Here is a 23,057-nt window from a genome sequence, read left to right as displayed (position 1 = left end):
CTTAAGATTTACCGCCCGGCATAAGCCGGGCGCTTTCATTATCAAGTTACCCGCTCTGGAAACGCCTCAATGACGACGGAAAATATTCATAAACATCGCATTCTGATTCTCGATTTTGGTTCTCAATACACGCAACTGGTCGCGCGCCGCGTCCGTGAGCTGGGCGTGTACTGCGAACTCTGGGCATGGGATGTCACCGAAGAGCAGATCCGCCAGTTCAACCCGAACGGCATCATCCTTTCCGGCGGTCCGGAAAGCACCACTGAACTCAACAGCCCGCGCGCGCCGGAGTACGTTTTCAACGCCGGCGTTCCGGTGCTTGGCGTCTGCTACGGCATGCAGACCATGGCGATGCAGCTGGGCGGCAAAGTCGAAGGCTCTAACGAACGTGAATTCGGCTATGCACAGGTAGAAGTCATCACCCCGAGCGCATTGATTCGCGACATTGAAGACGCTATCAGCGCCGCAGGCAAGCCGCTGCTCGACGTCTGGATGAGCCACGGCGATAAAGTGACCGCCATTCCGTCCGATTTTGTGACCGTCGCCAGCACCGAAACCTGTCCGTTCGCCATTATGGCTAACGAAGAGAAGCGTTTCTACGGCGTGCAGTTCCATCCGGAAGTCACGCACACCCGCCAGGGACTGCGCATGCTGGAGCGTTTCGTGCTCGACATCTGCGAATGTGAAGCGTTGTGGACGCCAGCGAAAATCATTGAAGACGCAGTTGAACGTCTTCGTGTGCAGGTCGGCAACGACAAAGTGATCCTCGGCCTGTCAGGCGGTGTAGATTCCTCCGTAACCGCGATGCTGCTGCACCGCGCTATCGGCGAGCGCCTGACCTGCGTATTCGTCGACAACGGTCTGCTGCGTCTGAATGAGGCGGAGCAGGTGATGGATATGTTCGGCGACCACTTTGGCCTCAATATCGTCCACGTACCGGCTGAAGCGCGCTTCCTTGACGCGCTGGCGGGCGAAAACGATCCAGAAGCCAAGCGTAAAATCATTGGCCGCGTCTTTGTGGAAGTGTTCGACGAAGAGGCAAGCAAGCTGACCGACGTGAAATGGCTGGCGCAGGGCACCATCTATCCGGATGTGATCGAGTCCGCCGCCTCCGCTACCGGCAAAGCGCACGTAATCAAATCGCACCACAACGTGGGCGGCTTGCCGAAAGAGATGAAGCTGGGCCTGGTTGAGCCGCTGAAAGAGCTGTTCAAAGATGAAGTGCGCAAGATTGGTCTGGAACTGGGCCTGCCGTACGATATGCTCTATCGCCATCCGTTCCCGGGTCCGGGGCTCGGTGTGCGCGTGCTGGGCGAAGTGAAAAAAGAGTATTGCGATCTGCTGCGTCGCGCCGATGCGATCTTTATTGAAGAGCTGCGTAAAGCAGATCTCTATAACAAAGTGAGCCAGGCGTTTACCGTGTTCCTGCCGGTGCGTTCAGTGGGCGTGATGGGCGACGGTCGTAAATATGACTGGGTCGTTTCGCTGCGTGCCGTAGAGACCATCGACTTTATGACCGCGCACTGGGCGCATCTGCCGTACGATTTCCTCGGCCGCGTCTCTAACCGCATTATCAACGAAGTCAACGGCATCTCCCGCGTGGTATACGATATCAGCGGCAAGCCGCCAGCGACCATTGAGTGGGAATAACCTTTCCGCTTACACTGAAGCGCGTTGATTAATCCATCGCCAGCCTGTCGCCAGACAGGCTGGCGATTTTCTTTCTGCCCCTTACTCCCGGATACCCCTATGCTGCCACTTAAAGCACTGAGCCTTTGCATTCTGCTGGTGATCCTGCTGTCGCTGGGCGCCAGTCTGGCGCAGGCGACGCGCCATGGAGAACTCTCCGGCGGTCAGGGAGGCTGGTGGTCAGCACGGCGCGACTCCGCGGGCCTGGCACCCGATCCGCAACGCTATGCAACTCAGGCTATTGTGCAGGTCTATGCCGCGCCGACCTACGGCTGGAAAGGGGCGGTAGCGGTGCACCCGTGGATTATCTTCAAGCGTGCGGGCGAGACGCATTACAACCGTTATGAAGTGATCAGCTGGGGCAGCGGCGACAAAGTACGCCGCAACAGCAATTTGCCGGACGGCTACTGGTATGGCGCGAAGCCGCGCCTGCTGGTAGAGCACCGCGGCGCGGAGGCTGAAGCGATGATCCCACACATTGAGGCGGCGATTAAATCCTACCCCTGGCCAAATACTTATCACGCCTGGCCGGGACCGAACAGCAATACCTTTCTTGCGCATATTGGACGTGAAGTGCCGGCCTTGAAACTCGACATGCCAGCCAACGCGCTCGGCAAAGATTACCGGCCGCTGTGGCGTCCTGTTGGTTTGCCGCCCTCGGGCCGTGGAATTCAGATTTCCATTCTGGGCGTCGCTGGCGTGACGCTGGGGGCGGAAGAGGGGGTTGAGCTTAACGTCCTGGGACTAAATATGGGCGTGGATTTTACCCCGCTGCGTCTGCGTCTGCCCTTTATCGGCGGTCTCGGTAACCAGAACGTTCAGCAGGACAATCCGCCGGGCTAAAGGCCCGGCGCAGGCGTCAGCAGACGCCGAAATCTCCATCTTCGTGGTAGAGGTTAACGCTGTCCGCCTTCACTTCGATCTCTTTTTTCGTCGCGTCATCAACGCGCGCGCACCACAGCGTTTCGTCTTCCACACGCAGCACCAGCATCTTTGGTCCACCGGTTTTCGATTGCACAAAATCATCAGGTTTAAACATGCTTTTCTCCTTTGGTTTTAAGGAAGTGTAGGGCGCACGGCGTCCCCCTGCATAAAATTTTTTGCGGCGGCTCTTCCATGATTTTTCATGGAATTCCCTGAACAAAGCAACATAAGGCATGCTGCTGAGCAGACAAAAAAAGCAGCCTGGTTGTCAGTTGACAACCTGAGGTGTTCAGGGTAAGGTGCATTACGATGGAAAGAAGACGGCATCCAGCTAAAGAGATTGAAACGGCGCTGCGTCATGCCGAAGCGTACGGGTGGCAGATAGTGACAATGGGGCATCATGGCTGGGGCAAAATGTATTGTCCCATGCACTCGGTGGCATGCCGCTGCGGAGAGTTTTGCATCAGCGTTATCTGGAGTACGCCGCGGAACGCTTTTAACCACGCGCGAGCGCTGCGGCGGGTGATTGATAAATGTATTGCGGTGCGCAAACTGCATTAAGGAGCAAACATGGAATATATTTTTACGCTGCGTTTTCAGCTGCCGAAACCTCTTTTACCGGAAGAAGAGCTGTTAAAGCAGCTGATCGACGCGGGCTGTGACGATGCGCTGGTGGGGCTGGGCGTGCCGGGAAAAGTGGCGCTGGAGTTTACCCGAGAGGCGTCCAGCGCACAGCGAGCGGTGCTGAGCGCCATCAGGAATGTGCAGAGCGCAATGCCCGGGGCGCAGCTCACCGAGGCTGCGCCCGACCTTGTCGGCCTGACGGATGTCGCCGACATTATCGGCGTTTCCCGACAGAATATGCGTAAGCTGATGCTCAGCCACAGTTCGCAGTTTCCGCTACCGGTGCATGATGGCAAAACCGCGCTCTGGCATCTGGCGGATGTGCTGGAGTGGCTGGAACAGCGCGGCAGCTACGCTATTCCCAATGCGACGCGTGAGCTGGCGCAGGTGACGCTGCGGCTCAACCTGCAACAGACGATGCAGCGCTATGCGCACTGCATAGCCTCCGCCGCTGACGGCAACAATCAGTGATGGAGCAAAAACAGCGTCGCCAGACCGAGGAAGATAAAGAAGCCGCCGGTATCGGTAATTGCCGTAATCAGCACGCTGGAGCCTACCGCCGGGTCGCGTTTCAGTCTGGTCATGATCAGTGGGATCAACACGCCCATTAGCGCCGCCAGCAGCAAATTAAGCATCATCGCCAGCATCATTACCCCACCCAGCTCGAGATTGTCGTACATCAGCCAGGTAATCAGCCCCATTGCGCCGCCCCAGAACAGGCCATTAAGCAATGCGACGCCGAGTTCGCGCGCAATCAAAAACGAGAAGTTGCCCGGTTCGACCTGATGCAGCGCCAGCGCGCGCACAATCATCGTGATGGTCTGGTTGCCAGTATTGCCGCCGATACCGGCTACAATCGGCATCAGCGTTGCCAGCGCCACCAGTTGGGAGATGGTGTCTTCAAACAGGCCGATAACGCGCGACGCGATAAAGGCGGTACAGAGATTGATTGCCAGCCAGGCCCAGCGTCGGCGCACGGCTTTGCGCACCGGCGCAAATACATCCTCCTCCTGACTGATGCCGCCCATGCGGCGAATATTGCTTTCGTTCTCTTCGTTAACCAGATCGACCACGTCCTCAATGGTGACGCGCCCAATCAGCTTGCCTTTCGCGTCGATGACCGCAGCGGAGATAAGGTTATAGCGTTCAAACGCGCCCGCCGCGTCCTCGGCTTTATCATTGAGCTGAAAGGTGGTAGGCGAGGTGTTCATCACCTCCTCGACGCGTTTTTTCGGCTTGTTCAGCAGAATATCGGTCAGCGACAGCTCGCCCAGCAGCAGGTTGTTTTCATCGGTAATGAAAATTTTATCTGTGCCGTTCGGCATGCTTTTTCTGTGGCGCAGATAGCGCTGCACCGTTGCCAGCGTGACGTCGGCACGCACCGTCAGGATATTGAAATCCATAATGCGCCCGACGCGATCGCGATCAAAATCGACCACGCTGAGCACGCGTGCACGCTGGCCCGGCTCCAGCGTCGCCAGCAGACGCCCGGTCAGATCGCGCGGCAGGTAGCGCGCCAGCCAGACCTGATCGTCAATATCGAGCGGCTCAATGGCGCGCAGGATATCGCGGTCGCTCATCTCTTCCGTCAGGCTGGCCCAGACGGTTTCAGATGCCTCGACCAGCACATGGCCGCGCTGCACGGTAGGAACCAGACGCCACAGCGCCTGGCGCTCCTCTTCCGGTAGCGCTTCAAGAATATCGGCTAAATCCGCTGCGTGCAGCTGAGCGATATCCTGCTCCAGCGCAGCCTGGTGCGCCGCATTTTCACGTTGCTGTTCAGGGCTGCGCTCGCCAGATTTCTCCAGCAGCGCGTCCACCAGATCCGGCTCACTGAGCAGCAGCGTCAGAATGCGATGACGAATTTCACTTAAACGTTGAGTATGCGAGGCAGACATAACGAGTCCCTTGTGTCTGAAAGTTACAGCACGAAGTGTAGCGGTTCGCCTCGCAAAAGGTCGCAAAAAAAGACGCGGTTATTCAGGCTGCGTTTCGTCTGGAGATGCAAAAGTGAAGGATGGTTAAGTGTTGTCGCGAATAGCTGTGCTCAAAGGGGCAGATTGCGGCGCGGCTTTTTTCTGCTGATGATGTTCAAAAGCGGCAGGCAGGATAAAGATCAGGCGGCTAGCGAGAATAATAAAGCTAATCAGTAAAACGATCCGGGTAAATGAACCGGATTTGGGACGTCTTCGGGAAGGGATGGCGCTGTTCACGCGAGGTGTTTCCTGTAAAGACCCTGTCGGGCGATGGCAACATTTAGTCATAATGCTGCGTTGAAATCAACCGCCGATTAAAAAAAGAGCAGGGCTGGAGGGCCGCGTTACGCAGCCCCGGTTTACAGGCTGGCTTTTTGCGCCAGCAGCGTGGCGAAACGGCAGCTGATGCGGTTGCCTTGTTCGTCGCGCTTATGTAACTGACCAACATGCTCGTTGTATTTCAGGATGTGCCAGTTGCGATAGTAGTGGCTCAGCTCGCCCGATTTAAACGTAAAGGGGAACGCAAGCGGGCAGGGGTAATCATCGGTGCTCATCGCCGCGACAATCAGGTTATGCCCGTCTCTCACCGTGCTCGCCTGCATATCGGCAATCAGCTGCGGAATGGTTTCTGGCTGCAGGAACATCATTACAACCGTGGAGAGCACAAAGGTGTAGCCGCCGTTGAAGCGCGTCTGATTCAGGTCACGCTGCTCGGTATGAATATTGGTTATCCCTTCCTGCGCGACGATCTGCTCGAGACGCGCCAGGCTGGCGGGATTGTGGTCCCAGGCGGTAACGTCGAAGCCATTCTGGCTCAGAAACAGGCTGTTGCGGCCATTGCCACAGCCGAGATCCAGCGCTTTGCCTGGATTGAGATGAGGCAGCGCCGCCAGCACTTCAGAGTGCGTCGGCGTCAGCCCATAGGTTTCGGCAAAATAGTTTTCAGTTTTAATCATGGTTCGCTTTCATTACGTGGGCGCAGGCGCCCACCTCCTCAGGCTTCTTCTTCCAGCGTCAGTTTCCAGCCGGTGACCTCAGTCCAGTAGGTCTGTTCACGCTCCAGATCGAGCTGTACCAGATTGTTCTGGCTGAAATAGCCCGCCGGGAACGTCAGCGTCCAGTGCCCCTCATCGGTGGTCAGCTTGAGCGAATCGGGTCGCGTAGTCGCCTGACGCTGATTATTGAGTAAGGTGCCAAGGCGCAACAGAAACAGCAGCGGCAGGAACTGTTTTTTCTTGAACAGCGTGACGCGCGGCAGATCTTCGACCTTGACGGCTTTGCGATGGAAGCGTACCAGCGCAGCCAGCAGCGTTTGCTGATCCTGGTTAAAACCGGGCAGGTTAGTGTTTTGCAGAATATAGGCAGAGTGGCGTTGCATGCCGCTGTGGTTAATGGTCAGTCCGACTTCATGCAGCATCGCTGCCCACTTCAACAGCGCCGCCAGCTGCGGGTTCGCCAGCTTGGGATTCTGATCGCGCCACTGCAGATAGAGCTGATCGGTGGTATCCAGCACGCGACGCGCTTGATCGTTGTCGATGGCGTAATGGTTCGCCAGGCTCTGCGCCGTACGGCTGCGGATATCCTGATGGCGGAAGCGGCCCTCCATCTCGTAGAGGACGCCTTCGCGCAGCGCGCCGTCAGAGAGGCGCAGCTCGCGAATCGCCAGCGCGTCGAACACGCCGCAGATAATCGCCAGCCCCGGCACGAACACCGATTTACGCTCTTCAGAGAGGCCCGGCAGGCTCAGCGCGCTGAAAGATTTATGCTTCATAACCTCGTCATAGAGCATGTCCAGCCGCTCTGGCGTGATCATTTTTTCTTTTTCGCCCATCGCCTGCAGCACTTCGCACGCCGCCTTGATGGTGCCTGACGCGCCGAGCGCGTACTGCCAGCCGTGCAGGCGATACTGCCACGCCAGCGTTTCCAGCTTTTGCGTCGCCGCAAGGCGCGCGCGGCGGAAGTTTTCGCGGCTGATTTCACCGTTGGGGAAGTAGAGCTGGGCGAAACTGACGCAGCCCATGCGGCGGCTTTCAACCAGCTGCGGCTCGAAGTTTTCGCCGATCACCAGTTCGGTCGAGCCGCCGCCGATGTCGATCACCAGCTTGCGTCCTTTCTCCGGCTGCGTATGTTCGACGCCCATAAAAATCAGGCGCGCCTCTTCATGACCGGAAATGACCTCGATAGGGTAGGGGATAACCTCCGCCGCGCGCTGCAGAAACTCTTCCGCGTTTACCGCCTGGCGCAAGGTATGGGTGCCGACAATGGTGACGTTGCTCGCGCTGAAACCCTGCAAACGTTCGGCGAACAGCGCCAGGCAGCTCAGCCCGCGCTCCATCGCCTCTTCGCTCAGGCGATTTTTGCTGTCCAGACCGTCAGCCAGATGTACGCGCTGCTTCAGACGACCAAGCACCTGCATAGCGCCGTCGACCACGCGCGCGATGACCATATGAAAGCTGTTTGAGCCAAGATCGATTGCCGCAAATTCTTGCGGTCTCGGCGTACTTTTATGAGAAATGGGCATAGATTATTCAGGCTGTTCCAGTTTCTTGATGTAATCATAAATCGCCAGTTGAGAGCGGACCTTACGACGATTGCCGCGCGGAACATAGCGGTTCCCCAACTCTTTATCAACGATACGCGCTTTCACCGTATCACTAAACAGAATAGCGATAATGTCCAGAATGCGTTGTTTCACGCGCGGATCGAGGATCGCGACAGCGACCTCGATACGATGATCGATATTACGCGTCATCCAGTCAGCGGAAGAGAGAAAGACTTTTTTGTCGCCGCCGTTTTCGAAAATATAGACGCGATCGTGCTCGAGATAGCGATCAACGATACTGATCACGCGAATATTTTCACTGATCCCAGGCAAATCAGGAATGAGCGAACACATGCCGCGTACCAGCAGATTGACCTTCACGCCCGCGCCGGATGCCGCATAGAGACGATCGACCAGACCGTTATCCACCAGGTTATTAATTTTCAGCGTAATGCCACTCGGGCGACCCTGCTGCGCGTTGGCGATTTCCGCATCGACAAGCTGGTAGAGCATCTGACGCGAGTTCTGCGGCGATACCATCAGGTGCTCAAAGCTCACCGGACGATAAGGGTTTTCAATAAAGTTAAACACCCGGCGCACTTCGTTGGTGATGCGCGCATCGGCGGTCAGCAGCGAATAGTCGGTATAAAGGCGCGCGGTTTTCTCGTTAAAGTTGCCGGTGCCGATATGGGCATAGCGCACCACTTCGTCGCCTTCTCTGCGTGAGATAAGAAACAGCTTGGCGTGAATCTTCAGGCCTGGCGCAGAGAAAATAACGTGCACGCCCGCTTCGGTTAAACGTTTGGCCCACAAAATATTGGCCTCTTCGTCGAAACGCGCCTGCAGCTCCACCACAACGGTGACCTTTTTGCCGTTATAGGCGGCGTGCATCATCGCATCCATAATGCGCGAATGCTTCGCGACGCGATAGATGTTGATTTTGATCGCCAGCACGCTCGGGTCAAAGGAGGCCTGACGCAGCAGCTCCAGCACATGCTCAAAGGTGTGGTAGGGGTAATAGAGCAGAATGTCGCGATCGCGAATGGCGTCGAAGCCGTTACGGAAGCCATCAAAGCCAATATGGCGGATCTGCGGCAGCGGACGGTTGACCAGGTTGCTTTTGCCGACGTCCGGAAAACCGATAAAATCTTTAAAGTTATGGTAGCGACCGCCCGGCACGATCGAATCGTAGTTGGAGATGGTCAGCTTATTACACAGCAGCTCTACCATGGCGTCAGGCATATCACGCTGATAGACAAAACGCACCGGCTCGGCAGTCAGACGCTGCTTGAGGCTGGAAGACATCAGCTCCAGCAGGCTCGACTCCATCTCCGTGACCAGATCGTATTCCGCATCGCGCGTCATCTTCATCGAGTAGGCGTTCAGCGCATCGTAATCGAAGAACCCTTTAAAGATATCGTCGAGACAGTAGCGCAGAATGTTATCCAGCAGGATCATCGGCTTGCGGCGGCGCGGCGATTCGGCGGGCAGGTTAACGAAGCGCGGAACCTTATCGGAGGGGATCTCCAGCAGCGCATAGCGAATCTCATCGCCGCGGATGATCTCTACCGCCAGGTAGGTGTAGTCATCTTTTAAGAATTCGGTGAGATCGGTGTCGTGATTAATAAGGATCGGCGTGATGTGCTGACGCAAATCGTGTTTGAAATAGTGACGCAGCCACACCTGCTGATTAGGTGAAAGCTGGCGCTCGTTAATCAAAAAGATTTGGTTGCGCGCCAGTTCCAGCAGCAGTTCGTTATAGAGACCGTCGAATTCCTGTTCCGACTTCATGACGCGCTGCTGAATTTTCTTCAGCAGATGGCGCGGCAGGCCGGGCGATCCCTGTTCTTCGCCAATCAGGATGCGACGCTTAAGATCGGCAAAGCGTACTTTGTAAAACTCATCAAGGTTATTGGAATAAATCCCGAGAAAACGCATGCGCTCAATTAACGGGTTAGTTTTGTCCGCCGCCTCTTGTAAAACGCGCTCGTTGAAGGATAACCAGCTTAATTCTTTTTCTATATACAGCTTTTCCTGACCCATTCTGACTCCATATCGCGTTCGCAGGACTTAAAGAACCAGTGTCCGTCATCATTATGGCGAGAGTATGGCAACCTTGTCCAACGTCAATAGTTGTCTTATCAACCAGCTACGGGCAACATAGCGGCTTACTACCGATCTCATTCAGAGCCGCATGAGCCTAAAGCATATTCCCGTCAACTTCAGCGACCGCCGCCGCCGCGCTATCGACCGTTTTACGCGGCGTCTGGTCACATCCTGCGGCATCGCTATTTTACTGCTGATGCTGCTGCTCTTTTTCTGGTTGATTTGGGTGGTACTGCCGCTCTTCGCCGCGCCGGGCGTGCATCCCCAGGCCGCGCAGCGGCTGTGGGATAGCGAGCCCGCGCTGATAGTGGGAAATCAGGGCGATCGGGGCTGGCGGATCGGACAGGATGGCGCGGCGCGCTTTATTCCGCTTAACGGTCAGCCCGCGGAAACGCCGCTGATGCTGCGTCCGGCGCCGCAGCAGGCGGTCAGCAGCGCCGACCAGCGCACGCTGCTGCTTAACGCGCAGGGCGCGCTGACGCTGCTGCAGCCGGTAGACGGCGCATGGCGCTATCCGCTCGGCGATACGCCTTTGCGGCTGCCGGACGGCGCGGTAAAAGCGATGGCGCTGGCGACGCTAAACGAAACCAAATGGCGTGTCAGCGTGTTGACCGACGCGGGGCTGCGCGTAGTGACGCTGGCGCCTCAGCAGGCACCGCGCATCATCGAGCTGCCGCAGGCGCATGCCGATCATCTGCTTTTGTCGCCGCAGGGCGATCTGCTCTATGCCAGCGAGGGCAATGTGCTGCGCGTCTGGCAGCTCGACGACGATCGCGCAACATTGCGCGAAACGGTGACGCTGGCGCAGACGCCGCGTAGCCTGCATCTGCTGGCGGGCGGGCGGAGCCTGTTGATTCAGGATGGCCGCGGCGTCACGCAGTGGTTCGCTATCGCCGGAGCGGAAGGGCCGCGCCTGCATGAAATTCGCACTTTCGCCGGGAGCAGTCCGACCGCAGATATCGTCACGGAAACGCAGCGCCGCGTCTTCGCCACGCTGGAACCCGGCGGCGCGCTGAAACTGTTCGCCAGCAAGCAGCCTGGCCCCGTTCTGCAACGCCAGCTTGCGCCAGGAATAAAAAGCGCCGCCTTCTCACCGCGCGGCGACGCGCTGCTGCTGGAGCGCGCCGGCAGCTGGCAGGTTTTGCGTCTCGATAATCCCTGGCCGGACGTCAGCTGGCGCAGCTTCTGGCAAAAAATCTGGTATGAAAACTACCCCGCGCCGGACTGGGTCTGGCAGTCCACTAACGCTGCAGACAGCTATCAGGCGAAATTCAGCTTTATGCCGATGGTTACCGGCACGCTAAAAGCGGCGGCGCTGTCGCTGCTGTTCGCCACGCCGCTGGCGCTGGCGGCCGCTATGTATACCGCCTGGTTTATGGCGCCGGGCTTGCGACGCTGGGTCAAGCCGGCGATCGAGATGATGGGTGCGCTGCCCAGCGTGGTTATTGGGCTTATCGCCGGACTGTGGCTGGCGCCGCATATCAGCCAGGCGCTGCTCGGCGTATTGCTGCTGCCGCTGACGCTGGCGGCGACGCTGCTTATCTGCGGCGCGCTCAGTCGGCATCTGCCGCCGCGCTGGCGTCAGCCGGGGCGCGAAGTCATGCTGCTGCTGCCGTTACTGCTGATGGTGACGCTGGCTACGCTGATTATCCCGACGTTCCTGATGCGCGACGCTGCGGAATGGCTGCCGCACTACGAACAGCGCAACCTGCTGGTTGCCGGTCTGGCGATGGGGTTCGCGCTGGTGCCGCTGATTTTTACCCTCTCGGAGGATGCGCTGTTCAGCGTGCCCGCGGCGCTGGGGCAGGGGTCGCTGGCGCTGGGCGCGACGCCGTGGCAGACCCTGACGCGGGTGGTGCTGCCTGGCGCGTCGGCCGGGATTTTCGCCGCGCTGATGATTGGCTTTGGCCGCGCGGTAGGGGAAACCATGATCGTGCTAATGGCGACCGGCAACACGCCGCAGAGCCAGGGCGGTCTTTTTTCCGGGCTGCGCGCGCTTTCCGCTAACATCGCCATTGAGATGCCGGAGGCGGCGGCAGGCAGTGCGCACTACAGAATCCTGTTTCTCAGCGCGCTGATGCTGCTGGTCTTTACCCTGATTATTAACACGCTGGCCGAGCTGATCCGTCAGCGCTTGCGCCAGCGATACAGCCAGCACGAGGGCCAGGCATGAAGGCGATGCGACAAAATGACCGCTGGCGCTGGCTGACCGCAGGCGCGGTCGGCGTCTGTCTGCTGGCTTTTACCCTGATGATTGCGCTGCTGGCATGGCAGGGAGTACGCGCCTTCTGGCCGCAGCGCGTCGATCTCTACCAGCTGACGCAGCCCGGCGGCCAGCCGACGGCGTTGCTGGGCGAAACCCTTGAGCATCAGCCGCATTTCCCCGCGCCAGCGGCGGAAAATGATGCGTTGCCGCCGGTAAGCCAGGTCCATCGTTACCTGATCAAAACCGGCAACCGCGACTGGGACGCGCCCGATTTCCGCGTGATCTATGCGCGTGAGGCGCTGCATGTCAGCCAGCCGAAAGAGGTGATGGTGCTGCAGAGACGCAGCGGCGGCAACGCCTACGGCTGGTTTGCCGGACTGCGCGAAGATAACGAGGCGCTGACGGCGCGCGATCCCGATGCGCTGCTGCACCAGCGGCTGGATCAGGTGCGCGCGCTACTGCATAAAATCAACCGCATTCGTCACGTCGATCTGACGCGCCTTAACGACCAGCTGGCGGCGCTGGATGCGCGCGCCGATCGGCTACGGCAGCAGCAGCAGTTCGATACGCGCGCGCTGTCGGAGTTCGAGGCCAACCAGGCGGCGCTGCAGCGCCGTTTCGCCCGGCTCAGCAGCCAGCTGGCCGACTTGCAGCGCGAGAGCCAGCGCGACGTGTTGATTCTGCGCGACGCGCAGGATCGCGAACATGCCATTCCGCTGGCGCAGGTGGTTGAGGGGCGTGGCGTCCCAACGGCATGAACGCGCTGCAAAAGCTCACGCACACGCTGCGTCAGATCTGGCATTTTGTCAGCGATTCACCCGCGGACGGCGAAAGCGAAACCGGTGCTTTTCCGGCAATTTTCGGCACCGTACTGATGGTGCTGCTGATGTCGCTGGTGGTGATGCCGTTTGGCGTCATCGCCGCCATCTGGCTGCATGAATATGCGGGCCGCAACACCCTGACGCGGCTGGTGCGCATTGCAGTGGTGAATCTGGCGGGCGTGCCGTCGATTGTATATGGCGTTTTCGGGCTGGGCTTTTTTGTCTGGCTGGCAGGCGGCACGCTCGATCAGCTCTTCTTTTCCCGTTCGTTGCCTAATCCCACCTTCGGCACGCCGGGGCTGCTGTGGGCGTCGCTGACGCTGGCGCTGCTGACGCTGCCGGTGGTGATTGTCGCCACTGAAGAGGGATTGTCGCGTATCCCCGACTCACTGCGTCAGGGCTCGCTGGCACTCGGCGCGACCCAGGCGGAGACGCTGTGGCATGTCGTGCTGCCGATGGCGCTTCCCGCGATGCTGACCGGCCTGATTTTAGCGGTGGCGCGCGCGGCGGGAGAGACCGCGCCGCTGATGCTGGTAGGCGTGGTTAAAATGGTGCCGGAGCTGCCGGTCGATGCGGTCTTTCCTTATCTGCATCTCGACCGCAAGTTTATGCACCTCGGCTTCCAGATTTACGATCTCGCCTTTCAGAGCCCCAACGTCGAGGCCGATCGTCCGCTGGTGTACGCTACGGCGCTGTTGCTGGTGGTGATTATCCTGTCGCTCAACCTGCTGGCGATGGCGCTGCGCCATCGGCTGCGCGAACGCTATCGCCTGATGACCCAATAAAAGATGATGACTATGATGCCCGATAACGAAACGGCGCTGACGCTAAACCACCTTTCGTTGTGGTATGGCGAGCGTCAGGCGCTGCACGATATTTCGCTGCGTATTCCTGAGAAGCGCATTACCGCACTGATTGGGCCGTCCGGCTGCGGCAAATCGACGCTGCTGCGCTGTTTTAACCGCATGAACGACGTGGTGGATAGCTGCCGCATTGAGGGCGAGATTCTGCTGGGCGACCACGCCATTATGCAGCCGTCGCAGGATCTGTCGGCGCTGCGGCGTCGTATCGGCATGGTGTTTCAGCGGCCCAATCCGTTTCCCAAATCGATTTATGAGAATGTGATTTATGGCCTGCGGCTGCAGGGCGTGCGCGACAGACGGGTGCTGAACGAGGCGTGCGAACGCGCGCTGCGCGCGGCGGCGCTGTGGAGCGAAGTAAAAGATCAGCTGGGGCAGAACGCCCTGACGCTTTCCAGCGGACAGCAGCAGCGTCTGGTCATCGCCCGCGCCATTGCTATCGAACCGGAGGTGTTGCTGCTGGATGAGCCGACCTCAGCGCTCGATCCCATCTCTACGCTGGTGATTGAGGAGCTGATGACCACGCTGAAGCAGCATTTTACGCTGGTGCTGGTCACTCACAATATGCAGCAGGCGTCGCGCGTCTCCGACTACACCGCCTTTATGCATCAGGGCGCGGTGGTGGAGTTTGATGAAACGGATCGCATTTTTACCTCGCCGCGCAACCGACGCACTGAGGATTACATTACCGGACGCTACGGCTAGCGGAGGGTGATATCAGCCCATTGCAAAAGCGTTAAGGCGTCCCTGACGCGGGACGCCTGCGTGTAACTTTGCGAGCCGCCTGCTGGCAACGGCTCGGTATCTGTTAGTCGTGCGCATAGCCCTGCGGCGGCAGCGGCTGATTATCCAGCCAGGCCTTGCCTTCGCGCATCGCTAAACGTCCCTCGACAAACCAGCTAATCACCAGCGGATAGATTGCATGCTCCTGATGCTGCACGCGCGCGGTGATCTCATCTTCATTGTCGCCGGGGAAGACCGGCACGCTGGCCTGCAGCACGACGGGACCGCCGTCCAGTTCGTCAGTGACGAAGTGCACGGACGTGCCGTGTTCGGCGTCGCCATTCTCCAGCGCCTGACGATGGGTATGCAGGCCGGGGTATTTCGGCAGCAGCGAAGGATGAATATTCAGCAGGCGATCCTGATAGTGAGCGACAAAGGCGCTGCTCAGAATGCGCATATAGCCCGCCAGCACCACCAGATCGGGCGCGTAGGCGTCGATCTCCTGCATCAGCTGGCGATCAAAGGCTTCGCGGTCGGGAAAATGGCTGGCCGCCAGCGTATGGGTCGGCACGCCCGCCTCGCGCGCGCGCGTCAGGCCGAAAGCGGTCGATTTATTACTGAAAACGGCAGCGACGCTGCCGTTAATACGCCCGCTTGCGCAGGCGTCGAGGATGGACTGAAGATTGCTTCCGTTGCCGGAAATCAGCACAACCAGCTTTTTCATGCGTTAATAACCACGCGCTCTTCCGAGTCTGAGGCTTTAATCACGCCGATTTTCCAGGCTTTCTCGCCTGCAGCGCGCATTAGCTCGACCGCTTTATCTGCTTCGGCGGCGCTTAGCGCGATCACCATGCCCACGCCGCAGTTAAAGGTGCGGTACATCTCGTGACGGCTGACGTTGCCTGCCTGCTGCAGCCAGTTAAAGACGGCAGGCCATTCCCAGCTCTTCTCGTCGATAATCGCCTGGGTATTATCTGGCAGTACGCGCGGAATATTTTCCCAGAAGCCGCCGCCGGTCAGGTGAGCAATCGCATGGACATCGACCTGCTCGATCAGGCTCAGAATATTTTTCACATAGATGCGGGTCGGCTCCAGCAGATGATCCGCCAGCGGTTTGCCGTCCAGCTGCTTAGTCTGCGGATCGGTCTGGCTCACCTCGAGGATTTTGCGCACCAGTGAATAACCGTTGGAGTGCGGGCCGCTGGAGCCCAGCGCGATCAGCACGTCGCCGTCCTGCACTTTTGACCCGTCGATAATTTCCGATTTCTCGACCACGCCGACGCAAAAACCGGCCACGTCATAATCTTCGCCGTGGTACATGCCCGGCATTTCTGCGGTTTCGCCGCCGACCAGCGCGCAGCCGGACTGCAGGCAGCCCTCGGCGATGCCGGTGATAACGGAAGAGGCGGTCTCGACGTCCAGCTTGCCGGTAGCGTAATAGTCGAGGAAAAACAGCGGTTCCGCGCCCTGAACCACCAGATCGTTCACGCACATGGCGACCAGATCGATACCGATAGCGTCATGGCGCTTCAGATCCATCGCCAGACGCAGCTTGGTGCCGACGCCGTCGGTTCCGGAGACCAGCACCGGCTCGCGATATTTCTGCGGCAGCGCGCAAAGTGCGCCGAAACCGCCCAGCCCACCCATCACTTCCGGGCGGCGAGTCTTTTTCACTACGCCTTTAATACGGTCAACCAGAGCATTACCAGCATCGATATCAACGCCGGCGTCTTTGTAGCTGAGAGAGGTCTTGTCGGTCACTGCGGAATCCCCACGCGATTGCGGTTGGTGGTTAACAAAAAGCGCGGCAATTCTAACAGCGCAGGCAAACGTTTGCGAGCCCCATTGCCTGGTCAAATTGCGCGCCGGACGATTTTCATCAATCCTTGAATGCAGGATCTAAAGTTTCCCTCTTTGCGCAACGACATATGGCGCGCTTGCGAAAAGGCGGTATAATCCCGCGATTTTTTTTTAGCTCAACTCATTCCGGGAGAACACCAATGAAGATCGTGGAAGTCAAACACCCGCTGGTCAAACATAAACTGGGCCTGATGCGTGAGCACGATATCAGTACGAAGCGCTTCCGCGAGCTGGCGTCGGAAGTCGGCAGCCTGCTGACCTACGAAGCCACCGCCGATCTGGAAACCGAGCGCGTCACCATCGAAGGCTGGAACGGCCCGGTGGAAATCGATCAAATCAAAGGTAAAAAAATCACCGTAGTGCCGATTTTGCGCGCCGGTCTGGGGATGATGGAAGGGGTGCTTGAGCATGTGCCGAGCGCGCGCATTAGCGTGGTCGGGGTCTACCGCGATGAAGAGACGCTGGAGCCGGTGCCTTACTTCCAGAAGCTGGTTTCCAATATCGAAGAGCGCCTGGCGCTGGTGGTCGACCCGATGCTGGCAACGGGCGGCTCGATGATCGCCACTATCGATCTGCTGAAGAAAGCGGGCTGCACCAGCATTAAAGTGCTGGTTCTGGTTGCCGCGCCGGAAGGGATCGCCGCGCTGGAGAAGGCGCATCCGGACGTGGAGCTCTACACCGCTTCAGTCGATCATGGACTCAATGAAAAGGGCTATATCATTCCGGGGCTGGGCGATGCCGGCGACAAAATTTTCGGGACTAAATAACTGAATCAGCCGACCAGAGAGTCGGCTTTTTTTTGGCAAAAAAACACAACCTTTTAAGGGGATAAATGATGACTCGTCGCGCCATTGGCGTTAGCGAACGCCCGCCGTTACTGCAAACCATACCGCTCAGCCTGCAACATCTCTTCGCCATGTTTGGCGCGACGGTGCTGGTGCCGATCCTGTTCCATATCAACCCGGCAACGGTGCTGCTGTTCAACGGCGTTGGCACGCTGCTTTATCTTTTTATCTGTAAAGGCAAAATCCCCGCCTATCTCGGCTCCAGCTTCGCCTTTATCTCGCCGGTGCTGCTGCTGTTGCCGCTGGGCTATGAGCTGGCGCTGGGCGGTTTTATCCTGTGCGGTGTGCTGTTCTGTATCGTCGCGCTGATTGTGAAAAAGGCGGGTACCGGCTGGATCGACGTGATGTTCCCGCCGGCGGCGATGGGCGCAATCGTGGCGGTTATCGGGCTGGAGCTGGCGGGCGTGGCGGCCAATATGGCGGGTCTGCTGCCGGCGGAAGGGAGCAGCGCCGACAGCACGACGATAATCATTTCGCTGGTGACGCTGGCGGTGACGGTTTTCGGCTCGGTGCTGTTTCGTGGTTTCCTCGCCATTATCCCTATCCTGGTCGGCGTGGTCGTGGGCTATGCGCTCTCTTTCGCAATGGGCATCGTCGACTGGACGCCGGTCTATAACGCGCCCTGGTTCGCGCTGCCGACCTTCTATACGCCGCGTTTCGAATGGGCGGCGATGCTGACGATTCTGCCCGCTGCGCTGGTGGTCATCGCTGAACATGTCGGGCATCTGGTCGTAACCGCGAATATCGTGAAAAAAGATCTGATCCGCGATCCCGGCCTGCACCGCTCAATGTTCGCGAACGGTCTTTCAACCGTCATCTCTGGCTTCTTCGGCTCGACGCCGAATACCACCTACGGCGAAAATATCGGCGTTATGGCGATTACCCGCGTCTACAGCACCTGGGTAATCGGCGGCGCGGCGATCATCGCTATCCTGCTGTCGTGCGTCGGCAAACTGGCGGCGGCAATTCAGGCGATCCCGGTGCCGGTCATGGGCGGCGTCTCGCTGCTGCTTTATGGTGTGATTGGCGCGTCGGGCATCCGCGTGCTGATTGAATCGAAGGTCGATTACAGCAAGGCGCAAAACCTGATCCTGACCTCCGTTATCCTGATCATCGGCGTCAGCGGAGCGAAAGTGCATATCGGCGCCGCCGAGCTGAAAGGCATGGCGCTGGCGACGCTGGTCGGCGTGCTGCTGGCGCTGATTTTCCGCGTTATTTCGCTGCTGCGTCCGGAGGAAGTGGTGCTGGACGCTGAAGAGAAGGGCGGTCACTAAGCCCCTGCGGGCAGGGACGCCCGTTATCCTCTCCCGGCGAAAACTGTGGTAGACTTGCCCCGTTTTTTGCCTGTTCTCTTTGAGGTGCTTCTGAACACGCCGGCACAACTGTCACTGCCACTTTATTTACCGGACGACGAAACTTTCGCCAGCTTCTGGCCGGGAGAAAACCCGTCCCTTATTGCCGCGCTCAAAGGCGCCCTCAATCAGCAACACGGCAGCTATCTCTATTTCTGGTCGCGCGAAGGCGGAGGCCGCAGTCATCTGCTGCACGCCGCGTGCGCGGAGATGTCGGCGCGCGGCGAAGCGGTCGGCTATGTGCCGCTGGATAAACGGACCTGGTTTGTGCCGGACGTGCTGGACGGCATGGAGCATCTGGCGCTGGTCTGCATCGACAATATCGAATGCATCGCGGGAGAAGAGGCGTGGGAAATGGCGATCTTCGATCTCTATAACCGCATCCTGGAAACGGGCAAAACCCGACTGCTGATCACCGGCGATCGGCCGCCGCGCCAGCTTAATCTTAATCTGCCCGATCTGGCGTCGCGCCTCGACTGGGGCCAGATCTACCGGCTGCAGCCGCTGAGCGATGAAGATAAACTGCAGGCGCTGCAGCTGCGCGCCGGTATGCGAGGATTTGAGCTGCCAGAGGACGTGGGGCGCTTCCTGCTGAAACGCCTCGATCGCGAAATGCGCACGCTGTTCGATACGCTGGATCGTCTCGATCACGCCTCCATCAGCGCGCAGCGCAAACTCACCATTCCCTTCGTAAAAGAGACGCTCGGTCTTTAAAGGATCGCCAGCACCGCTTCCGGCGGACGGCCGACTCGCGCCCGATCGCCATTGACGACCACGGGCCGCTCCAGCAGGGCCGGGTGCGACGCCAGCGCGTCAAGCAGTTCGCTTTCGCTGGCGTTTTCCAGCCGCAGCGTTTTATAGAGCTCATCTTTGGTGCGCATTAGCTGACGGGCGCTGCTCAGACCGAGTTTTTGCAGCAGGATTTGCAGCGTTTCGCGATCTGGCGGGGTCTCCAGATAGCGCACGATTTCCGGCTCGATGCCCTGCGCCTCCAGCAGCGCCAGCGTTTCGCGGCTCTTGCTGCAGCGCGGGTTGTGATAAAGAGTGACCATCGGCGTTTATCCTTTTTGATACTGTTTAAAACGGCTCTGCAACTGGCGCAGCTGGTCAATTCGCGCGTCGTAGCGCGCCTGCTTCAGGCTGCCGACAGGCACCTGCGCGCTGGCGCTGCTCAGGGCGGTGATCGCCTGATCGAGCTGGCCGTTAAGCGCCAGCGTCTCGGCGCGCGCCGACATCTCTTCGTCATTGAGCCCCTGCTGCGCTGACGCCTGCGCCAGCAGATCCCAGCCGTTGGGGTCGTCAGGATGCGACCAGGTATAGCGGTTAAGAATGCGGCTGGCGTTAGCGGGCTGTTTCGCCTCGACGTAAGCGTTCGCCAGGTTAAGCTGCACCACCGGGCTGTTTTTTGCGCCACCTGCGGCGTTAAGCAGCGCGATCGCCTGCTGCGGCTGGTTCAGACCGATATCGATATCGGTCATAATATCGAGAAACCAGATGTTATCGGGCTGCTTCGCCAGCAGCGGCTCAATGATCTTTTTCGCGCTGGCGAAACTTTTCGCCTGTAAAAACTGCACCGCTTTGCCGTACTGCGCCGCCTGCTGCTGGCGGCTATTGCCGCGGCCATACTCATCCAGCAGCTCGTCGGTAAGCTGGTTGCGGCCGGTGGCGTACATGCCGAGCGCGCGCACTTTCGCCATGTAGTAATCCTGCGAGGACTGCACTACCACCGGGCGCATCTGGTTGGCGCGGTTGCGCGCATCCGCCAGGCGGCTGTCCGGCAAGGGGTGCGTCAGCAGGATTTCCGGCGGTTTCGAGGAGAAGCGGCTCTGATCGGCCAGCTTCTGTAAAAAATTCGGCATCGCTTCGGGGTCGAATCCGGCGCGTTGCAGCACCTGAATGCCGATGCGATCGGCCTCCTGTTCATTGCCTTGGGTAAAGCTGATAATGCCCTGCTGCGTACCCGCCAGCGTACCGGTAAGCGCCGCCATGCCCGCCTGCGGACTGGCCATCGCCAGCAAAATCGATCCCAGCGCGCCGACCCAGGTCAAAGGCGCGTTGCGCTTCTGATCTTCCATTGCGCGCGCCAGATGGCGCTGGGTGACGTGAGAGATTTCATGCGCCATTACCGAGGCGAGCTGGCTCTCATTCTCGGTAAAACGAAACAGCGAGGCGTGCAGCACCACGTTGCCGCCAAAAAAGGCGAAGGCGTTAAGCTCGTCGTTCTGGATCAGAAAAAAGTGAAAGGGCGTCTTTACCGAGTCGGCATGGGCGACCAGCCGCTGGCCGAGCTGGTTAATGTATTGATTAAGCAGGGGATCGTTAATCAAGGGCGCGCTGGCACGCAGCTGCCGCACATAAAAGTCGCCCATCTGCATCTCCTGGCCGATAGAGAGCGTCGAGCCCGCGGTTGTGCCCATATCAGGCAGCGAGTCGCTGACGTCAGCCCAGGCAGGCGCGTGCGGCATCAGCATCAGCGTGGGAAGCAGCGCGGCGAGTAGCGTTTTCTTTAACCGGTTCAACATGCCTGGATCCTGTAGAGAAACTCAGAGGCCTGGAAAGTACATTGTGCTTTTTCAGGGTAAAAGACGCGTCGCGTCTATCTTAACCAGAGCCTTGAGAGAAAGAAACGGTCTGCTCCGCCATTAACGGAGGCCGTAACAGTGCTTTTGCAGCAAAAAATTGAATATTAACGGCTGGCAAGCTTTCATTAAAAAACACGACGCGCATTGACGCTGGTACGCCGCATCGCCAGCATAATCGCGCTGTAGCAGCGAACGCTTTTATTCACGAGCCTGTAAAAGGCGCTTTCTCCAGTTGAATCAGTGGGCTCCCGATCCCTCTCTCGATTAAAGATATGTAAATTTGCTCAAAAAAATTGAATGTGGCATGTTTTTTTCCAGGCTTACTCTGAAAAAAACAGCTGAAAAAGCGCTGGGTAGTGAAAGTGAAAATCAATAATTTTTATTGTGAAATAGCGCTAGTCTTTTGAACAACATTAATCGCTGGCCCGTTATTTAACCCAGACCTTTTTATTCTCCTTGCCTCTTCTCTTTTATATCGATCCACTTCAATACAGACCTGTACACGCAGCGCCATCAAACTCCTTTATTAAGCTGGTGAATTAATAATTTCATTTGAAATTAATAGGGCGCAGCGGCTCAGCGCCGCACCCTTTTGCCACGCCGGGGCTGTGGTATAGATAGCTCACCCGATTCAGGATGTGAATCAGCCCTACGCTGTTGTCCGGAGATAATTTATGCGTTCAGCTGTATCTTACGCGCTCATCGCCATTATTGGCGGTGCTGTTGGCGCGGGCGTTACCCAGAGCGGCGCGCTCTATCAAAAGGTCGTTAACCACTTCGCCGCCAAACCCAGCGATCCCGAAGGCTTCTGGAGCACACCTGCCGTCGAAGGCTACGGAAAGATCCACTACGAGCCGGATGCCGCCTTTAAACCGGTCGCGGGCCTGAGCAATAAAATCGTTTTCCAGATCACCCGCAGCGACGGTGAGATGACCGACGTTAACCTTGGCCTGGAGCGCGTAGCGCGCGTGGTCAATCTCTATGTCGCCTCCGGCGTGCCCGCCGAAGATCTGAAATTCGTGGTCTCGGTGACGGGTGACGCAACGCCAGCGATGCTGGATAACGCCCATTTCAAACAGTTTTATGGCGTAGACAATCCCAACCTTAAGCTTATCGGCGAGCTGAATAAGCTGGGCGTGAAGGTCTCCGTCTGCGACCAGTCGGTGGCTTTCCATCATTACCCCAACGACTGGATCGATAAATCAGTTGTCCATGCGCTTTCCAGCCCGACCACGGTCTCAACCCTGGAGAACCAGGGTTACGCATGGCTACAGATGTAATCACACTTTGAAAATAACAAGCAGGAGAATAACGATGCGTCCAGCGGCCTATATTGTGGTGGCGGCTATAGCCGGTTTTATTGGCGGCAATGTGTTACAGCTGCCGGAATTATATGAAAAAGTAAGCGGCAAATTCGCCGATAACAACACGCAGCCAGCAGATTTCTGGAGTACGCCCGCGATTGAAGGCTACGGCAAAATTCACTATGTCGATACGCCCGCTTATAAGCCAGGCACCGTACCGGGCCTGAGCAATAAAATTGTGTTCCAGATTAACCGCAGTGAAGGCGATATTCGTAAGCCGAACCTGGGGCTGGAGCGCGTTGCCCGTGTGACTAACCTCTATTACGCCGCAGGCGTGCCGCTGAATCAGCTGAATTTCGTGGTATCGATCAACAGCGATGCGGTGTCGGCGGCGCTGAACAACGAGCAGTTCCACAAAGCGTACGGCGTGGACAACCCGAACCTTAAGCTGATCGACGAGCTGGAAAAAGCGGGCGTGAAGGTGTCGATTTGCGACCAGTCGGTGGCTTTCCACAACCTGCAGCGCGAGTGGATCGATCAGCGCGTTACCCACACCATCTCCAGCGGCACCACCGTCGCAACGCTGCAAAACGAAGGCTACGCCTTCCTGATGCTGTAAACCTCTCTCTGACAGCGGCCGCGC

General features: G+C 58.2%; 21 protein-coding genes and 1 pseudogene. 12 read left to right on the top strand and 10 right to left on the bottom strand.

Annotated elements, in window-relative coordinates:
- Nucleotides 1–69: 69 nt before the first annotated feature.
- Both guaA and EKL29_RS10005 read left to right on the top strand, forming a co-directional pair.
- Nucleotides 70–1,650, top strand: coding sequence for a glutamine-hydrolyzing GMP synthase (gene guaA / locus EKL29_RS10010; protein WP_126689540.1), 1,581 nt, complete (start codon nucleotides 70–72; stop codon nucleotides 1,648–1,650).
- Between the two features lie 99 nt (nucleotides 1,651–1,749).
- Nucleotides 1,750–2,532, top strand: a complete 783-nt coding sequence (locus EKL29_RS10005; RefSeq protein WP_126689539.1) for a DUF3750 domain-containing protein — start codon at nucleotides 1,750–1,752, stop codon at nucleotides 2,530–2,532.
- A gap of 16 nt (nucleotides 2,533–2,548) precedes the next feature.
- Here EKL29_RS10005 and EKL29_RS10000 read toward each other — a convergent pair whose 3' ends face one another.
- Complete coding sequence (locus tag EKL29_RS10000; RefSeq protein ID WP_126689538.1) at nucleotides 2,549–2,728, bottom strand: DUF2158 domain-containing protein; 180 nt, start codon at nucleotides 2,726–2,728, stop codon at nucleotides 2,549–2,551.
- 194 nt (nucleotides 2,729–2,922) lie between these two features.
- Here EKL29_RS10000 and EKL29_RS23280 point away from each other — a divergent pair, with 194 nt between their 5' ends.
- Both EKL29_RS23280 and EKL29_RS09990 read left to right on the top strand, forming a co-directional pair.
- A complete protein-coding gene (locus EKL29_RS23280; RefSeq protein ID WP_126689537.1) occupies nucleotides 2,923–3,174 on the top strand; it encodes a hypothetical protein in 252 nt (83 codons plus the stop codon).
- A 9-nt stretch (nucleotides 3,175–3,183) separates the two neighbouring features.
- A complete protein-coding gene (locus tag EKL29_RS09990) occupies nucleotides 3,184–3,708 on the top strand; it encodes an AlpA family transcriptional regulator (protein ID WP_126689536.1) in 525 nt (174 codons plus the stop codon).
- Here the strand turns inward: EKL29_RS09990 and mgtE are convergent.
- The 5 genes from mgtE to ppk1 form a co-directional block, all read right to left on the bottom strand.
- Nucleotides 3,702–5,135, bottom strand: coding sequence for a magnesium transporter (mgtE, locus tag EKL29_RS09985; protein ID WP_120457572.1), 1,434 nt, complete (start codon nucleotides 5,133–5,135; stop codon nucleotides 3,702–3,704). The genes EKL29_RS09990 and mgtE overlap by 7 nt on opposite strands.
- Nucleotides 5,136–5,258: 123 nt before the next feature.
- Complete coding sequence (locus tag EKL29_RS09980) at nucleotides 5,259–5,450, bottom strand: YfgG family protein (RefSeq protein ID WP_120457574.1); 192 nt, start codon at nucleotides 5,448–5,450, stop codon at nucleotides 5,259–5,261.
- Between the two features lie 122 nt (nucleotides 5,451–5,572).
- A complete protein-coding gene (gene tehB / locus EKL29_RS09975; RefSeq protein ID WP_126689535.1) occupies nucleotides 5,573–6,169 on the bottom strand; it encodes a tellurite resistance methyltransferase TehB in 597 nt (198 codons plus the stop codon).
- A 38-nt stretch (nucleotides 6,170–6,207) separates the two neighbouring features.
- Entirely contained in the window at nucleotides 6,208–7,734 is a 1,527-nt protein-coding gene (gene ppx, locus EKL29_RS09970; protein ID WP_120457578.1) for an exopolyphosphatase, read from the bottom strand.
- A 3-nt stretch (nucleotides 7,735–7,737) separates the two neighbouring features.
- Entirely contained in the window at nucleotides 7,738–9,798 is a 2,061-nt protein-coding gene (gene ppk1, locus EKL29_RS09965) for a polyphosphate kinase 1 (protein ID WP_120457580.1), read from the bottom strand.
- 151 nt (nucleotides 9,799–9,949) lie between these two features.
- Between ppk1 and EKL29_RS09960 the strand changes: the two genes are divergently transcribed.
- The 3 genes and pseudogenes from EKL29_RS09960 (at nucleotide 9,950) to pstB (ending at nucleotide 14,453) form a co-directional block, all read left to right on the top strand.
- Nucleotides 9,950–12,034: an ABC transporter permease subunit gene (locus tag EKL29_RS09960; RefSeq protein ID WP_126689534.1), complete on the top strand. Its 2,085-nt coding sequence runs from the start codon at nucleotides 9,950–9,952 to the stop codon at nucleotides 12,032–12,034.
- Nucleotides 12,031–13,673: pseudogene (gene pstA, locus EKL29_RS09955) on the top strand (phosphate ABC transporter permease PstA). The gene EKL29_RS09960 and the pseudogene pstA overlap by 4 nt, the downstream one beginning before the upstream one ends.
- A gap of 6 nt (nucleotides 13,674–13,679) precedes the next feature.
- Entirely contained in the window at nucleotides 13,680–14,453 is a 774-nt protein-coding gene (pstB, locus tag EKL29_RS09950; protein ID WP_311779006.1) for a phosphate ABC transporter ATP-binding protein PstB, read from the top strand.
- A gap of 103 nt (nucleotides 14,454–14,556) precedes the next feature.
- Here pstB and purN read toward each other — a convergent pair whose 3' ends face one another.
- Both purN and purM read right to left on the bottom strand, forming a co-directional pair.
- Complete coding sequence (purN, locus tag EKL29_RS09945; protein WP_120457588.1) at nucleotides 14,557–15,195, bottom strand: phosphoribosylglycinamide formyltransferase; 639 nt, start codon at nucleotides 15,193–15,195, stop codon at nucleotides 14,557–14,559.
- Nucleotides 15,192–16,232, bottom strand: coding sequence for a phosphoribosylformylglycinamidine cyclo-ligase (purM, locus tag EKL29_RS09940; RefSeq protein WP_126689532.1), 1,041 nt, complete (start codon nucleotides 16,230–16,232; stop codon nucleotides 15,192–15,194). The genes purN and purM overlap by 4 nt, the downstream gene beginning before the upstream one ends.
- A gap of 239 nt (nucleotides 16,233–16,471) precedes the next feature.
- Between purM and upp the strand changes: the two genes are divergently transcribed.
- The 3 genes from upp (at nucleotide 16,472) to hda (ending at nucleotide 19,242) form a co-directional block, all read left to right on the top strand.
- Nucleotides 16,472–17,098 (top strand): uracil phosphoribosyltransferase, encoded by a 627-nt coding sequence (gene upp, locus EKL29_RS09935; RefSeq protein ID WP_120457591.1) that lies wholly within the window; start codon nucleotides 16,472–16,474, stop codon nucleotides 17,096–17,098.
- Nucleotides 17,099–17,166: 68 nt separating this feature from the next.
- Entirely contained in the window at nucleotides 17,167–18,450 is a 1,284-nt protein-coding gene (gene uraA, locus EKL29_RS09930) for a uracil permease (protein WP_126689628.1), read from the top strand.
- A 90-nt stretch (nucleotides 18,451–18,540) separates the two neighbouring features.
- On the top strand, nucleotides 18,541–19,242 hold the full coding sequence (gene hda / locus EKL29_RS09925; protein WP_218834638.1) for a DnaA inactivator Hda: 702 nt from the start codon (nucleotides 18,541–18,543) through the stop codon (nucleotides 19,240–19,242).
- Here hda and arsC read toward each other — a convergent pair.
- On the bottom strand, nucleotides 19,239–19,580 hold the full coding sequence (gene arsC / locus EKL29_RS09920; RefSeq protein ID WP_120457595.1) for an arsenate reductase (glutaredoxin): 342 nt from the start codon (nucleotides 19,578–19,580) through the stop codon (nucleotides 19,239–19,241). The two genes, hda and arsC, sit on opposite strands and share 4 nt — an antisense overlap.
- 6 nt (nucleotides 19,581–19,586) lie before the next feature.
- Entirely contained in the window at nucleotides 19,587–21,050 is a 1,464-nt protein-coding gene (locus EKL29_RS09915; protein WP_120457597.1) for a M48 family metallopeptidase, read from the bottom strand.
- A 734-nt stretch (nucleotides 21,051–21,784) separates the two neighbouring features.
- Between EKL29_RS09915 and EKL29_RS09910 the strand changes: the two genes are divergently transcribed.
- Both EKL29_RS09910 and EKL29_RS09905 read left to right on the top strand, forming a co-directional pair.
- Entirely contained in the window at nucleotides 21,785–22,390 is a 606-nt protein-coding gene (locus EKL29_RS09910) for a DsrE family protein (protein WP_120457599.1), read from the top strand.
- A gap of 34 nt (nucleotides 22,391–22,424) precedes the next feature.
- Nucleotides 22,425–23,033, top strand: coding sequence for a DsrE family protein (locus EKL29_RS09905; RefSeq protein ID WP_120457601.1), 609 nt, complete (start codon nucleotides 22,425–22,427; stop codon nucleotides 23,031–23,033).
- The last annotated feature ends 24 nt before the right edge of the window (nucleotides 23,034–23,057 follow it).

This window comes from Pantoea sp. YU22 (assembly GCF_003970755.1).
In the GTDB taxonomy this organism is placed as follows: Bacteria; Pseudomonadota; Gammaproteobacteria; order Enterobacterales; family Enterobacteriaceae; genus Pantoea; species Pantoea piersonii.
Note: the sequence above shows the minus strand (reverse complement) of the source record. Positions and strands in the feature narration are given on the sequence as shown.